Here is a 14,553-nt window from a genome sequence, read left to right as displayed (position 1 = left end):
GGGCACAAGCATATGCCCAAAGATTCGTTCCCCCGCGCCTGCATCGTGGCGATACTGGCCGGCCGCATTCCCTCCACTGCCTTGCCTGTACCACCGTGCTACCCGACCCAGTCCCCGACAGCGCGGCCGAAGCGCAGGTCGATCGCGTCATCGACGGCCTGCTCAACGGCCTGCAATGGCGCGCCAGCGTGTTCCATGTGGGGCAGTACTGCGGGCGCTGGCGGGCCTCCACGGCGGGGCGCGCGCGGGCCAGCTTTCACCTGATCCTTGACGGGCGCTGCTGGCTGCACCTGCCGGGCCAGCCCTCGGTGGAGCTGCAGCCGCGCGATGGCGTGTTCCTCTCGCGCGATGTGCCGCATTTCATCTCGCCCTATGCCGACCCGGACATGGCCTGCGCCCCGCAGGCCATGCGCCCCGCCACGGGCGATGCCGGCATCGGAGAGACGGCGCTGGCCTGCGGCTTCTTCACCTTCGAGGGCCCCATGCGCGGCCTGCTGGTCGATGCCTTTCCCGACCACCTGGTGCTGCGTGGCGACGACCATGCGATGAGCGGCGCCTCCATGCTGTTCGACCTGATGCGCGCCGAGGCGCTGCGCACGGGCACCGAGCCCTCGGCCGTGATGGACCGGCTGGTGGGCCTGCTGTTCTTCTACGGCCTGCGCCAGCTGGCGCATGGCGATGCGCGGGCGCGCGGCATCTGGAGCCTGCTGCGCCGGCCGGGCTTTGCGCCGCTGGTGGCCGAGCTGCTGCGCGAGCCGGCCCGCAACTGGAGCGTGGCCGACATGGCCGCGCGCGTGTGCCTGTCGCGCGCCACGTTCTTTCGGCAGTTCGCCGAGGCCTGCGGCCAGCCGCCCCAGCAATTCCTGCTGCTGCTGCGCATGCAGCTGGCCGCGCGCCGGCTGGCCCAGGGCGAGGCCATAGGCCAGGTGGCCGAGGCCGTGGGCTACGAGTCCTACGCGGCTTTCTCGCGCGCCTTCAAGCGCGTGATGGGCGAGCAGCCCGGCGCCTGGCAGCGCGCGCAGGCACGCTGCTGCTGAGCCGCCATCCGGGCCCGCCGCATCTGCCTGCGGGTTGACACGTTCGGGCATAAATCCGCGACGCGGCGGCATTGATGGCAAGGGGGGCGCGGCCGATCATGAAGGCATTCCTTCATTCCTGCAAAGCACCATGGCACGCCTGACCCTGCACACCCCGCAAACCGCTCCTGAAGCCAGCCGCCCCTTCGTGGAGCGCGCCCTGGCCGGCAACGGATTCCTGCCCAACCTGATCGCCATCCTGGCCAACTCGCCCCAGGCGCTGGAGACCTATGTGACCGTGGGCCAGATCAACGCGCGCGCCCAGCTCACGCTGGCCGAGCGCGAGGTGGTGCAGATCACGGCGGCGCGCATCCATGGCTGCGACTTCTGCGTGGCCGGCCACACCAAGCTGGCCTTCAAGCAGGCCGGCCTGACCCAGGCCGAGGTGGTGGCGCTGCAGGACGGCCGCGACACGGGCCAGCCGCGCCTGGACGCCGTGCGCCGCTTTGCCGAAGCCGTGATCGCTACGCGCGGCGCCGTCGCCGACGAGGCCCTGGCCGCCTTCCATGCAGCCGGCCTGAGCGAGCAGCAGGCACTGGAGGTGGTGCTGGGCATCAGCCTGGCCACGCTGTGCAACTTTGCCAACAGCCTGGCGCAAAGCCCCGTCAACCCGCAGCTGCAGCCCTATCTGCCCGAACAGTTCCGACAACCGCAGGAGAACGCACATGCTGGCTGATTCGCTGCGGCAGTGGCTGGACGCCCATGCCGACTCCCTGGACGAAGGCCCCGCGCATGCGCACGAAGTGCTGCCCCGGCTGGCGCAGCACGGCCTGTTCGGCCTGGGCGTGCCCGTGGCCGAGGGCGGGCAGGGCGGCAGCCTGGGCGATGCGCTGGAGGCCATTGCCGGTGTGGCCGGGCATTCGCTGACGGCGGGCTTCGTGTTCTGGGCGCAGCGCGCCTTTGTCGAATACCTGCTGCAGTCGCCCAACGCGGCGCTGCGCCAGCGCTGGCTGTCGGGCCTGCTGCAGGGCACGCAGGCGGGCGCCACGGGCCTGTCCAACGCCATGAAGTACCTGGGCGGCATCGAGGCCCTGCAGGTCGAGGCCACGCCCTTCGGCTCCGGCAACGCCGACGGCCTTGCACTGCGCGGGCGCGTGCCCTGGGCCACCAACCTGGTGCCGCCGGGTCGCTTCGTGGTGGCCGTTGCCGTCTCGCGCAGCGACGGTGCAAAGCCCTTCGTGGCCGCGCTGCCCGGCGATGCGGCGGGCCTGCAGCGCAGCGCCGACCTGGACCTGATCGCGCTGCGCGGCAGCCATACGGCGGCGCTGTCCATCGAGGGGCTGCAGATCGGTCCGGCCGATGTGATCCATGCCGACGCCAACCATTTCCTGCCGCGCGTGCGGCCCGCCTTCATGGGCCTGCAGCTGGGGCTGTGCATCGGGCTGGCGCGCGCCTCGCTGGCGGCGGCCTCGGCCCGTGCCGGCGCCGGGCGCGATGTGCTGGGCGGCCCGCTGCAGCAGCAGCGCCACGCGCTGGAACTGGCCACGGCCACGCTGCATGCCGGCCTGTCCGACGGGCGTTTTCTTGACCGACCTCAAGCCCTGTTCCGCCTGCGCCTGGAATTGAACGACATCGTGCAGCAGTCCCTGCAGCTGGAGCTGCACGCCAGCGGCGGGCGCGCTTATCATCGCGACCAGCCGCTGGGATTTGCGCGCCGTTGGCGCGAGGCGGCCTTCATCCCCATCGTGACGCCCAGCGTCACGCAGCTACAGGGTGCGCTGGCTGGCGCGGCCCTGGCAACCACCAGTTCATGACCCAGACGGAAGCTTTCTCCCCTGACGCTCCCGCGCCCGTGCTGCAGGCACGCGGCGCGGGCTTTGGCTATGCGCCCGGCAAGGCCGTGTTCGAGGACATCTCCCTGAGCATTGCCCCGCGCGAGATCGTCTGCCTGCTCGGCGGCAGCGGCTGCGGCAAGTCCTCGCTGCTGCGCGTGCTGGGCGGCCTGGAGTCGCCGGACGGCGGCGCCTGGAGCCGGGGCGAGCTCCAGTTCCTCGGCCAGCCGCTGACCGCGCCGCACCCGCGCGCGGGCTTCGTGTTCCAGCAGCCCAGCCTGCTGCCCTGGCTGGACGCGCGGCGCAACGTGGGCTTCGGCCTGGACTTCGAGCGCCAGCCGAAGCTGGAGGCCGATGCCCGCCGCCAGCGCGTGGAGCAGGCGCTGCAGGCCGTGGGCCTGGGCGGCAGCGGCGCGCTCTATCCCTCGCAGCTGTCGGGCGGCATGGCCCAGCGCGTGGCCCTGGCGCGTGCCCTGGCGCGCGAGCCGCAGCTACTGCTGGCCGACGAGCCGTTCTCGGCCCTGGACGCCATCACGCGCGCCGAGATGCAGGAGCTGATGGTGGACGTGGTCCACCGCTGGCACACGGCGGCGCTGCTGGTCACGCATGACATCGACGAGGCCATCCTCGTGGGCGACCGCATCCTGCTGATGGGCGGGCGGCCCGGCCACATCGTGCGCGAATGGCGCGTGGACATAGCGCGCCCGCGCGAGGACCAGGCCGCCGCCGTGACCGCGCTGCGGCTGGACATCCTCTCGGCCCTGCACGGCGTGCGCCATGCGGCCCAGGCCTGATCTCCCTCGCCTGTCTGCCTGCCTGCCTGCCTGCCGATCCGCCTGCAGATCCGCCTGCAGATCCGCCATTTCTTCGACTTCAACCATGCTCTTCTGAAAGGTCTTTCGCATGAGCTTCCAGGACCACCCTTCCTACACCCACATCTGCGCCTCGTCGGACTGCGGCTGCGGCCTCACGCGGCGCGACATGCTGCGCCTGGGCGCGCTGGCCACGGCCTCGGTGGTCGCGCCGCTGCTGGCCGCAGGCGATGCGCGCGCCCAGGCCTTCAAGGGCGATGACCAGCCCGTGAAGATCGGCTACCTGCCCATCACCGACGCCACGCCGCTGCTGGTGGCCCACGGCAACGGCCTGTTCGAGGCCGAAGGCCTCAAGGCCGAGGCTCCGCGCCTGTTCCGCTCCTGGGCCCAGATCGTCGAGGCCTTCGTCTCGGGCCAGGTCAACGTCATCCACCTGCTCACGCCCTCCACGCTGTGGGTGCGCTACGGCGCCAAGTTCCCCGCCAAGATCGTGGCCTGGAACCACGTCAACGGCTCGGGCCTGACCGTGCTGCCCGAGATCCAGAAGGTGCAGGACCTGGGCGGCAAGACCGTGGCGATCCCGTTCTGGTACTCCATCCACAACATCCTGCTGCAGGACGTGCTGCGCAAGGCCGGCCTCACGGCCGTGACGCGGGCGCGCGGCGGCGCCATTGCGGCCAACGAGGTCAACCTCGTCGTGCTGGCACCGGCCGAAATGGTCTCGGCCCTGGCCGGCAAGTCGATTGCGGGCTTCATCGTGGCCGAGCCCTTCAATGCCGCCGCCGAGATCGCGGGCGTGGGCAAGATGCTGCGCTTCTCGGGCGATGTCTGGAAGGACCACGCCTGCTGCGTCACCTTCCTGGCCGAGCGCGATATCGCTGACAAGCCCGAATGGGCCCAGCGCGTGACCAATGCCGTGGTCAAGGCCCAGCTGTGGACGCGCGACAACCGCCTGGCCGCCGCGCGCCTGCTGTCGAGCACGGGCGAGCGCCGCTACACGCCGCATCCGCAGCAGACGCTGTCCAAGGTGCTGGCCGCCACCGACTACGCCAGCTACGAGGCCAGCGGCGTGGTCGTCAACAAGGGCTGGCACCAGCGGCGCATCGACTTCCAGCCCTATCCCTATCCCTCGTACACCGAGCAGCTGGTGCGCGCCATCAAGGCCACCAAGGTCGAGGGCGACACGCGCTTCCTCGACAAGCTGGAGCCCAGGTTTGCGGCCACCGACCTGGTGGACGACCGCTTCGTGCGCAAGGCCATCCAGGCCGTGGGCGGCCCGCAGGTCTTCGGCATTCCGGCCGATTTCTCGCGCCGCGAAACCATCGTGGTGTGATCCAGGTGTTGCGACGTATTGGATTGCCGCTGCTGGGCGCGGCCCTGGTCCTGGCCCTGTGGTGGGTGGGCGGCGCGCTGCTGGCGCGCAGCACGCCCGTGGCTGCGGCCTTTGCGCCCTGGCCTTCGCTGCAGGCGCTGGGCCAGCTGCTGACGGGCGCCGACATCTGGATGCACACCCTGCTGAGCCTGCAGCGCGTGGCCGTGGGCCTGCTGCTGGCCTTCGTGGTCGGCGTGCCGCTGGGCGTGCTGGTGGGCCTGTCGCGCGGGTTCTCGCAGGCGTTCTCGCCCGTGTTCCAGTTCCTGCGCATGATCTCGCCGCTGTCGTGGATGCCCATTGCCGTGATGGTGCTGGGCGTGGGCGACGCGCCCGTGTACTTCCTGCTGGCCTTCGCCGCCGTCTGGCCCATCTTGCTGAGCACGGCGGCCGGCGTGGCCCAGCTGGACCGCAACTGGCTGCTGCTGGCGCGCAGCCTGTCGGCCACGCGCACCGAGACCGTGCTGCGCGTGGTGCTGCCCGGCATCACGGCCCAGATCCTCACCGGCGTGCGTCTGGCCATCGGCATCATCTGGATCGTGCTGGTGCCCGCGGAAATGCTGGGCGTATCGGCCGGCCTGGGCTACTTCATCCTCGACACGCGCGACCGCCTGGCGTATTCGGAGCTGATGGCTGCCGTGGTGCTGATCGGCGCCCTGGGCTATGCGCTGGACCATGCGGCTCGGTGGCTGCACCAGCGCTGGATGCATTCGGCCTGAGGCCTGCGGGCAGGCGGCGGCATCAGGTGCCGTGCACGCGGCGCAGCCGCAGTCCTGCCCATCCCGTCAGCACGGCGCACAGCAGCACTCCCCAGGGGCCCAGCGCGGGCACGGGGGTGGCTGTGGCCGGGGCCGGGGCTGCGGGCTCCACGGTCTGGGTCCATGCGCCGCTGTCCGCGGCGAGATAGTTCGCATCGCCGCCGTACCGGGCCACGATGGCATGCGGGCCGGCCACCGTCAGTTGGGTGGTGGCGATGATGGCCCTGGCATTGGACAAACCCGCCGTGCCCAGCGACAGGCCGCCAGCCAGGATTTCGACCGTTCCCGTGGGGACGGCGGCGGTGCCCAGGGAGACATCGGGTGCGACCACCACGGAGAAGGACAGCGACTGCCCGGAACGCGAGGGATTGGCGCTGGAGGTCAGCGTGACACGGGAGGGGCCCTGTCCCACCGCCGCCATCTGCACCGCCTGCGGAGCCGCGTCATGGTCCGCATCGCCGAGCTGGCTGGCGTTGATCGTGCATGTCCCTGCGGCCTGGAAGCGGATGGTGCTGCCGGAGGCGCTGCAGATCGCCGCGGTCAATGCATCCACGGCGAACATGACGGGGTTTCCCGAGCCGCCTCCGACGGCGGCCACGTCATAGGTATCCCCCACCCGTGCGCCGGCCGGTGGCGCCGTGGTGAAGGTGATGGCCTGCGGTGCTTTGGCGATGGCACCTGCCGCCGCCGGGCAACTGGTATCGCTGGCCGGCCAGTAGCGGTTGCCCGTCCCCGTGAACGTTTCGCCGCCACAGTTGTTGCCGGGCGCGTTGTTCGTGATCTGGTTGCCGTGGAGTGTGCGGGGGCGGGTGAGCGTGAACGAGACGCCGGCACCCGAGCCCGGAGACGCCAGCGCGTTGCCGGTGACGGTGCTGTCGGTCATGGTGGTCGGCACCCCGCTGCGCAGGCCCCCGCCCAGCGTGCGGGCCGTGTTGCCGGACAGGCGGCTGCGCTCCACCGTCAGCGAGCCGCTGCCCGTGCTGTAGATGGCACCGCCCTGTCCCCCTGCCTGGTTGCCGCTGAACACGCTGTCCACGATGGTCACCGTGCTGTCGCGGCTGTACAGTCCCCCGCCGTTGATGCCGGCCGTGCTGTCCTGCACCACGCTGCGCTCCAGGCGCAGGGTGACGCCGTTGTCCAGGTAGATGGCGCCGCCGTCTTCACCGGCGGCGGTCTGCCCGCCGCGCAGTGTCAGGCCGCGCAGCGTGAGCTGGACACCGCTGCCCTGGGCCGACACCAGGCGGGAGGCATTGCCCCCATCGAGCGCCACCCGCTGGTCCCCGTCGATCGTGATGTCCGAGGTGGTGAAGTTGAGGTCGATGGAATGGCCTGCCAATGCAATGGCGGTGAGGCTGCCTGCCGGAAAGACGGCCGGGTCGAACACGATGGTGTCCGCGCCATTGCCCGATATGCATGCGCCGTTGCCCCAACTGCCGTCATCCATCTGGGCACTGGTCAATGCCTCATTCAGACTGCAGTCCGCTGCACCGGGCGTGTTGTCCGTGGTATTGACCACGATGGTCGCGGCCTGGCCATTGAGTGCCAGCAGGCTGCACAGCGCGCCAGGCACTGCCAGAAGCCGGAGGCGTCGAAGGGGTCTGTGAAGAAAAGCGTGCACGGTTCCTCCCGTTGCGCTGCGTGTCCCGGGCAGACCCGCGCGCTGTTGTTGCGGACCGCGTGACCTTAGCTTTCTGCGAAGATCGTGAAAATGTGCCGACGGCACATCGCAGGCCTGAAAATGCGGCCTCAGCCGGCCCACCTATCGCCAGCACCTCGAGCACGCCATTGGATTTCGCGACATGACCCTGTCAACGCAGCAACTGGGGCAACTCAATCAGGCCATCCTCGCGGTGCACGGCGCGCCCGATCTGCACGCGCTGGCCACGCATTTGCTGCACGCGCTGCGCCTGGTGGTGCCGGGTGACATTCGGGTGGTGGATTTCTCCGGCATTGCGGAAGTCCGTGGCTGCACGGCCTACGATCCGGTGCGGGCCATTTCCTCCGAAGTCAACGCTGCGGTGCACCGGCATCTGGCCGACAACCCCTTGTATCGGCAGCGCCAGACGCAGGCCGCCAGCATTTCCGACCTGCTGACTCGCGGGCAATGGCAACGTACGGCGCTCTATGCCCAGGCCTACTCCCAGGTGGGCCAGCAGGACGGACTCGCGCTGGACGTGGACCTGGGCCACGGCGCGATGCTGACCCTCAATGTCACACGCGCCTCGCGCGGCTACACGGCTGCGGAGCGCATGGCGCTGACCTTGCTGGGGCCGCATGCGCAGGCGCAGTGGCGGCGCCTGAGCCAGCAGCAGCGAATCAGCCAGGCGGCATGGCAGGCGCTCTCACCGGGCTCGCCGGCTGCCGACGTGCTGAGCCCGCGCGAACGTGAAGTGCTGCAATGGGTCGCCAACGGCAACACCAACGCAGAAATCGCCACCATGCTGGAGTTGCGTGCAGGCACGGTGAAGCGGCACCTGGAAAACATCTACCGCAAGCTGGGAGCCGCCAATCGGCAGGACGCCTTGTCGAGGATGCGCAGGCCGGATTTCTAGCGCGTGTCGCGCGCGCTTGTGCGAACCCGAGCGGGCGCCGTGCGCCGGGCCCAGCCCTTCGAGAAGCAGGGAAACCGGCCCTACGGCAGGACGCTCCGGCAGGCAATGCCAAATCGCTGGGCCAGCGCGTGCAGGCGTTTGTCCAGCGACCACAGGCTGGCGCCTGAAGACATGAGTGCCGAGGCCAGGAGCGTGATGTCCACCAGACCGCAGCCCAGACCAAAGAGTTGCTCGCGCTCTATCAAGGCCAGCACTTCGCGCATGCTGGCTTGTCGGGCAGGCTTGAGCCGCTGAAGGTCCGCGAGCGTGCGTGCGCGCGCCGGTGGCGTGCCGCAAGCCAGTTCACCCAGCACCAGGGGATGCATGAGCGCCATGTCTTGCTGCAGCAACTGCGCCAGGTGAGGATTGCCCTGCCTGAAGTGATCGATCCAGACCGAGGTATCGACCAGAACGGGATTCATGGCTCGATGCCCTGTGGGCGACGGGGAATCTCCCGCATGTCCGGTGCGGAGCCTCCCAGCGCGGCCAGACGCTTGGCCGCCTGCACTCTCACGAAAGTCTTGATGGCTTCGCGAAACAGGTCGGCCTTGTCCATTTCTGGCTCCGCCAGCTCCAGCGCTTCCTCGTACAAGGCGTCGTCGATGGTGACCGTGGTTCTCATGGTGGACCTCATTGCATCAATGTTGAAGCAAGTTTGCATCCAATGGCGCATCCCTGCAAGTGAGCCGCGCGGGATGGCACCGGCTTTGCCTGAATGGTGTTTTTAGTCTATTGGTTGTACCATGCAACCAAATTGCGAAGGAACATCGCCATGGACATGCAGCAGCGTCAGTTGGAACTGGCCGGCCCCCTGCCGGCCCTTGCACCATCGGGGCGGCTCCGGGGGCGTGTCTGCCTGGTGGTGGGTGCCACCAGCGGCATAGGCCGGGCCACCGCCCTGCGCATGGCCGAGGAGGGCGCCGCCGCCGTGGTGGTCACGGGGCGCCGCCGTGAGCTGGGCCTGGAGCTGGAGCAGGAAATCCGGCAACGGGGAGCAGACGGCCTTTTCCTGGCCTGCGATGCAACGCGGCAGGAGGACATGGCGGCGGTGGTGGAGCAGGCCGTGGCGCGCTTCGGGCGGCTGGACGCGGCCTTCAACAATGCGGGCTTCCAGGAGCGGCGCGCCGCGCTGGCCGAGCAGGATGACGCGGTCTTCTCCCAGGTCTTCGATACGAATGTGCGTGCGGTCTTCCACGCCATGCGCCATGAACTGGCGGCCATGCTGACCGCGGGCGGCGGCACCATCGTGAACAACACCAGCGTCAGCGGCATACGCAATCCCAACCCGGGCCTGTCGCTGTACGGCGCCTCCAAGGCTGCGGCCCTGTCGCTGACCCGCGCCGCCGCCATGGAGTACGCGCCGCACGGCATCCGCATCAACGCCGTTGCCCCTGGCCGCGTGGTCACGGACATGATGCTGGGCTCGGGCATTGCCGACATGCATGCCGTGGCGGCGGGCCTGCCGCTGCGGCGCATGGGCCATCCGCAGGAGGTGGCCACGGCCGTGGTCTGGCTGATGTCGGACGAGGCGGCCTTTGTGGTCGGGCACTGCCTGGCGACCGATGGCGGCTTCCTGGCCGGATGAGCCTGCCCGGGGCAAGTCCGTTGCGCGAAGTGAGCACTACCGGGTTTGATATGATGACTGTATAAAGATACAGTTTTCGAGCGGCCTGGCTGCCCGATCTGCCAGGCCCATGCTCCCTCCCCACCGCTTCTACTACCTGCACAACTTCCAGCGCGCGCTGGACTGGATTGGCCAGCGTTACGGCGATCTGCTGGACGCGCCCGAGCAGGCATTCCTCACCCGTTTCACGCAGCTGCCCCAGCCCTCGCAGGCGCTGATGGTGCGTTTGCTGATGCGGCGCGGGCCGTGGTTTCGGGCCGGCAAGCTGGTGTACGAAGAGATTCCCGGCATTGCCGACGCGGCCGCGCCCCTGCTGGAGATGGGCTGGCTGGACGCGGGCCACCCCATGGCGCTGGAGGAGCTGTTTGCGCTGCACACCAAGCCCGAGCTGCTGCAGCTGTTCGTAGGCGCACCCGTTCACTCAGGCCTGCGCAAGGCCGAGCTTTTGCAGGCCCTGCAGCCTCTGCATGAGGCGCCCAGGCCCTATGCGCAATGGCACCAGGGCGTCGGAGCCGGCGAAGCCGCCTGGCGCGTGATGGTGGGTGCGCTGTGCGAGCGCTTTCGGCTGATGTTCTTCGGCAACCTCTACCAGGACTGGTCGGAATTCGTGCTGGCCGATCTGGGCGTTTTCCGCTACGAGGCCGTGGCCTTCGATGCGGCGTCACGGGCCTTCCAGTCGCGTGCCGATGTCGATGGCTACCTGGCCCTGCAGGCCTGCCGCGCGGCGCTGGATGAGGGCGTGGAGATCGATGCGCTGCTGCAGCAGGTGGCCGGCTGCGCCAGCGGCAATGCCTGGCTGGAGCAGCGCCGCGCCAAGGTGCTGCTGCGCATAGGCCAGGCCTGCGAACGCATGCAGGACTGGGAGCGTGCCGAGCAGGCCTATGCGCAAAGCCGCTACCCCGGCGCCCGCCACCGGCGCATGCGTGTGTACGAGCGCATGGAGCGCTTTGCCGATGCCATGGCGCTGGCCCAGGCCGCCCAGGCCCAGCCCGAGAGCGACGAGGAGCTGCAGCGCGTGGCGCGCATGCTGCCGCGCCTGCGCCGCAGCCTGGGGCAGGGCGCACGCGGGCGTGCGGCGGCGCTGGCGCCCGTGGTGGCGCAGATGCGCATGGACGTGGAGCTGGAGCTGCCGGCGCGGCCCGCATCGGTCGAATACGTGCTGCGCGACCACTGGCACAGCGACTCCGCGCCGGTGTTCTACGTGGAGAACGCGCTCATCAACTCGCTGTTCGGCCTGCTGTGCTGGCCGGCCATCTTCGCGCCGCTGCCGGGCGCTTTCTTCCACCCGTTCCAGAGCGGCCCGGCCGACCTGTCCGCGCCCGACTTCGTGCAGCGCCGCGCAGCCTTGTTCGAGGAATGCCTGGCGCATCTGGACGATGGCAGCTGGCGCGAGGTCATCGTGCAGCGCCATGCCGACAAGCAGGGCCTGCAGTCGCCCTTCGTGTTCTGGGGCACGCTGAGCGCGCCGCTGCTGGCGCTGGCGCTGGACTGCATTCCGGCCGCCCACCTCAAGCTGTTCTTTGCGCGGCTGCTGCGCGACGTGCAGGCCAACCGCACGGGCTTTCCCGATCTGGTGCGTTTCTGGCCGGCCGAGCGCCGCTACGAACTGGTCGAGGCCAAGGCCCCCGGCGACAAGCTGCAGGACAACCAGATCCGCTGGCTGCAGTACTGCGCCGAGCACGGCATTCCCGTGCGCGTGTGCCATGTGCAGTGGCGCGGCCAGCCGCTGGGAGAGGCCGCGTGAGCTACACCGTGGCCGTGCGCGCGCTGTGCGAGTTCACGGCGCGCGCGGGCGACCTGGACCTGCGCTTCACGCCCGCGCCCAGCGCGCTGGAGGGCATGGCTGGCCACAGCCTGGTGCAGTCGCGCAGGGGCAAGGACTACGAGACCGAGATCAGCCTGGCCGGTGAATACGGCGACCTGCGCGTGCGCGGCCGTGCCGACGGCTTCGATGCCCAGGCCGGCCAGCTCGAGGAAATCAAGACCTACCGCGGCCAGATCGAGGGCGTGCGCGCCCATCACCGCGCCCTGCACTGGGCCCAGGCGCGCATCTACGCCCATCTGCTGTGCCAGGCGCGCGGCCTGCAGCGGCTGCGCGTGGCCCTGGTGTATTTCAACGTGGGCAACTCGGAGGAAACCGTGCTGGTGCAGGAGGAAGATGCGGCCACGCTGCGCGCCTTCTTCGAGCAGCAATGCGCGCTGTTCCTGGACTGGGCGCGCAGCGAGGCCGCCCACCGCGCGACGCGCGAGGCGGCGCTGGCCGCGCTGCGCTTTCCCATGCAGGGCTTTCGCGCGGGCCAGCGCGAGCTGGCCGTGGCCGTCTATCGCGTGGCGCGCGCGCAGCAGGGCGGCCAGTGCCTGATGGCGCAGGCGCCCACGGGCATCGGCAAGACGCTGGGCACCATCTTCCCCATGCTCAAGGCCATGCCGGACCAGGGCCTGGACCGCCTGTTCTTCCTCACGGCCAAGGGCACGGGCCATGGCCTGGCGCTGCAGGCGCTGGCCAGCGTGAACCGGCAGATTGCCGAGCAGCACCAGCCACCGCCGCAGGAACCGGCTGCGCCGCAACCGCTGCCCGCGCCGTCCGCGCCACCCGCAAGGCTGCGCGTGCTCGCCATCCTGGCGCGCGACAAGGCCTGCGAGCATCCCGACAAGGCCTGCCACGGCGACTCCTGCCCGCTGGCGCGCGGCTTCTTCGACCGGCTGCCCGCCGCGCGTGCCGCCGCGCTGCAGCAGGCGCCCTGGGACCCGCCTGCCGTGCGTGCCGTCGCCCTGGCGCACGACATCTGCCCCTACTACCTGTCCCAGGAACTGGTGCGCTGGAGCGACGTGGTCGTGGCCGACTACCACTACTTCTACGACAGCGCCGCCATGCTGTACGCGCTCACCCAGGCCCAGCAATGGAAGGTGGGCGTGCTGGTGGACGAGGCCCACAACCTGCTCGAGCGCGCGCGCCGCATGTACACGGCCGAGCTGTCGCAGTTCGCCCTGGCGGCCGCCCGCAAGTCGGCCACCGGTGCCGTGCGCAAGGCGCTGGACCGGCTCAGCCGAAGCTGGAGTGCGCTGAACAGGGAGCAGACCGCCAGCTACCAGGCCCATGAGGAAGTGCCCGCAGGCCTGCTGGGCGCCGTGCAGCGCGCCGTGGCCGCCATCGCCGACGCCAATGCCGACAGCCCCATGCTGCCCGGCGACCCCGTGCTGGACTTCTACTGGGAGGCGCTGCAGTTCATGGCGCTGGCCGAGCAGTTCGGCGGCCATGCGCTGTTCGATGTCCACCTGCTGCCCGGGCGCTCAGGCCCCCGTCGCGCGCCGGCCTCCACGCTGTGCATACGCTGCGTGGTGCCCGCGCCCCACCTGGCGGCACGCCATGCGGCGGCCCATGCCTCGGTGCTGTTCTCGGGCACGCTGAGCCCGCCGCACTTCTACCGCGACATCCTGGGCCTGCCCGAAGGCACGCACTGGCTGGAGGCCGACTCGCCCTTCCAGGCCGACCAGCTCGATGTGCAGGTGGCCGGCCACATCTCCACGCGCTACCGCGACCGCGACCGTTCGCTGCGGCCCATCGCCGACCTCGTGGCCGCGCAGTACGCGCGCCGGCCCGGCAACTACCTGTGCTTTTTCAGCAGCTTCGACTACCTGCAGCGCGTGGCCGAATGCCTGCGGCGCGCCCATCCCTGGCTGCCGGTCTGGCTGCAGACCCCGTCCATGGACGAGGAGGGCCGCGCGGCCTTCCTGGCCCGCTTCACCGAAGCCGGGCAGGGCGTGGGCTTTGCGGTGCTGGGCGGGGCGTTCTCCGAGGGCGTGGACCTGCCCGGCGAGCGCCTCATCGGCGCCTTCGTGGCCACGCTGGGCCTGCCCCAGGTCAATCCCGTGAACGAAGAGATGAAGCGCGCCATGGACCGCCAGTTCGGCGCGGACAAGGGCTATGACTACAGCTACCTCTACCCAGGCCTGCGCAAGGTGGTCCAGGCCGCAGGCCGCGTCATCCGCAGCGAGCGCGACCGCGGCGTGGTCTTTCTCATCGACGACCGCTATCGGCGCGGCGAGGTGCAGGCGCTGCTGCCGCGCTGGTGGCGGGTGGAGGGCATGCGATGATCCGGGGCCGCACCAGTCCGCGACTGACATCCCATCCCCATCCAGTCCCCCATCCAGGAGCCTTCCGAATGCCCCGCATGCGCTGCGCCATCCTTGCATTGACCCTGGGCCTGCTGGCCGGCGGCCCGGCTGCGGCAGGCGTGGTGCAGCCTGTGCCTGACAGGCAGGCCAGCGAGAACAAGATGCCGGCCTATCCCAAGGAAGCCAGGCGGCTGGAGCAGGAAGGCCAGGTGGTGCTGCGGGTTCTGGTGGGCGCCAGCGGAAAGGCACTGGCCGTGGATGTGGCAGACAGCAGCGGCTATCCTCTGCTCGACCAGGAGGCGCTGGACGCCGTGCGGACGTGGCGCTTTGTCCCCGGCACGCGCGACGGCGTGCCGGACAGCATGTGGACGCGCGTGCCCGTCACCTTCCTGCTGAAATAGCGGCATGCCGGTGGTGGCAGGTGTGTACCCGGTG

The 14,553-nt window shown here is 70.0% G+C and carries 14 protein-coding genes; 11 read left to right on the top strand and 3 right to left on the bottom strand.

The window, feature by feature from the left end:
• Positions 1–95 precede the first annotated feature (95 nt).
• The 6 genes from ACN20X_RS27805 to ACN20X_RS27780 all read left to right on the top strand — a co-directional run bounded on the left by ACN20X_RS27805 (position 96) and on the right by ACN20X_RS27780 (position 5,748).
• The gene (locus ACN20X_RS27805; RefSeq protein ID WP_016448374.1) at positions 96–1,037 is read left to right on the top strand and encodes an AraC family transcriptional regulator; all 942 of its coding nucleotides are present in this window, start codon (positions 96–98) and stop codon (positions 1,035–1,037) included.
• A gap of 130 nt (positions 1,038–1,167) precedes the next feature.
• On the top strand, positions 1,168–1,752 hold the full coding sequence (locus ACN20X_RS27800; RefSeq protein WP_016448373.1) for a carboxymuconolactone decarboxylase family protein: 585 nt from the start codon (positions 1,168–1,170) through the stop codon (positions 1,750–1,752).
• A complete protein-coding gene (locus ACN20X_RS27795) occupies positions 1,742–2,830 on the top strand; it encodes an acyl-CoA dehydrogenase family protein (RefSeq protein ID WP_473041925.1) in 1,089 nt (362 codons plus the stop codon). The genes ACN20X_RS27800 and ACN20X_RS27795 overlap by 11 nt, the downstream gene beginning before the upstream one ends.
• Entirely contained in the window at positions 2,827–3,642 is an 816-nt protein-coding gene (locus ACN20X_RS27790; RefSeq protein ID WP_016452685.1) for an ABC transporter ATP-binding protein, read from the top strand. The genes ACN20X_RS27795 and ACN20X_RS27790 overlap by 4 nt, the downstream gene beginning before the upstream one ends.
• Positions 3,643–3,751: 109 nt before the next feature.
• Positions 3,752–4,993 (top strand): ABC transporter substrate-binding protein, encoded by a 1,242-nt coding sequence (locus ACN20X_RS27785; protein ID WP_473210105.1) that lies wholly within the window; start codon positions 3,752–3,754, stop codon positions 4,991–4,993.
• The gene (locus tag ACN20X_RS27780) at positions 4,990–5,748 is read left to right on the top strand and encodes an ABC transporter permease (RefSeq protein ID WP_016452684.1); all 759 of its coding nucleotides are present in this window, start codon (positions 4,990–4,992) and stop codon (positions 5,746–5,748) included. The genes ACN20X_RS27785 and ACN20X_RS27780 overlap by 4 nt, the downstream gene beginning before the upstream one ends.
• 22 nt (positions 5,749–5,770) lie before the next feature.
• On the opposite strand, the gene ACN20X_RS27775 is transcribed toward ACN20X_RS27780, so the two are convergent.
• Positions 5,771–7,357: an Ig-like domain repeat protein gene (locus tag ACN20X_RS27775; RefSeq protein WP_473210104.1), complete on the bottom strand. Its 1,587-nt coding sequence runs from the start codon at positions 7,355–7,357 to the stop codon at positions 5,771–5,773.
• A 229-nt stretch (positions 7,358–7,586) separates the two neighbouring features.
• On the opposite strand from ACN20X_RS27775, the gene ACN20X_RS27770 reads away from it, so the two are divergent.
• On the top strand, positions 7,587–8,339 hold the full coding sequence (locus tag ACN20X_RS27770) for a helix-turn-helix transcriptional regulator (RefSeq protein WP_310041868.1): 753 nt from the start codon (positions 7,587–7,589) through the stop codon (positions 8,337–8,339).
• Between the two features lie 80 nt (positions 8,340–8,419).
• On the opposite strand, the gene ACN20X_RS27765 is transcribed toward ACN20X_RS27770, so the two are convergent.
• Together ACN20X_RS27765 and ACN20X_RS27760 are read right to left on the bottom strand one after the other, a co-directional pair.
• A complete protein-coding gene (locus tag ACN20X_RS27765) occupies positions 8,420–8,800 on the bottom strand; it encodes a type II toxin-antitoxin system VapC family toxin (RefSeq protein WP_016448367.1) in 381 nt (126 codons plus the stop codon).
• Positions 8,797–9,000, bottom strand: a complete 204-nt coding sequence (locus tag ACN20X_RS27760; protein WP_016448366.1) for a type II toxin-antitoxin system VapB family antitoxin — start codon at positions 8,998–9,000, stop codon at positions 8,797–8,799. The genes ACN20X_RS27765 and ACN20X_RS27760 overlap by 4 nt, the downstream gene beginning before the upstream one ends.
• 150 nt (positions 9,001–9,150) lie before the next feature.
• On the opposite strand from ACN20X_RS27760, the gene ACN20X_RS27755 reads away from it, so the two are divergent.
• From ACN20X_RS27755 to ACN20X_RS27740, 4 genes are all read left to right on the top strand, one after another.
• On the top strand, positions 9,151–9,963 hold the full coding sequence (locus tag ACN20X_RS27755) for an SDR family NAD(P)-dependent oxidoreductase (protein ID WP_083393616.1): 813 nt from the start codon (positions 9,151–9,153) through the stop codon (positions 9,961–9,963).
• Between the two features lie 109 nt (positions 9,964–10,072).
• Positions 10,073–11,746: a VRR-NUC domain-containing protein gene (locus ACN20X_RS27750; protein ID WP_473210103.1), complete on the top strand. Its 1,674-nt coding sequence runs from the start codon at positions 10,073–10,075 to the stop codon at positions 11,744–11,746.
• Positions 11,743–14,097 carry a helicase C-terminal domain-containing protein gene (locus tag ACN20X_RS27745; RefSeq protein WP_473210102.1) on the top strand — a complete coding sequence of 785 codons (2,355 nt, stop codon included), beginning with the start codon at positions 11,743–11,745 and terminating at the stop codon, positions 14,095–14,097. The genes ACN20X_RS27750 and ACN20X_RS27745 overlap by 4 nt, the downstream gene beginning before the upstream one ends.
• Before the next feature lie 68 nt (positions 14,098–14,165).
• Positions 14,166–14,519 (top strand): energy transducer TonB, encoded by a 354-nt coding sequence (locus tag ACN20X_RS27740; RefSeq protein WP_016452677.1) that lies wholly within the window; start codon positions 14,166–14,168, stop codon positions 14,517–14,519.
• The last annotated feature ends 34 nt before the right edge of the window (positions 14,520–14,553 follow it).

The organism is Delftia sp. PX-1, from assembly GCF_055797465.1.
The sequence above is the reverse complement of the archived record's forward strand: the minus strand, read 5'-3'. Positions and strand labels throughout refer to the sequence as shown.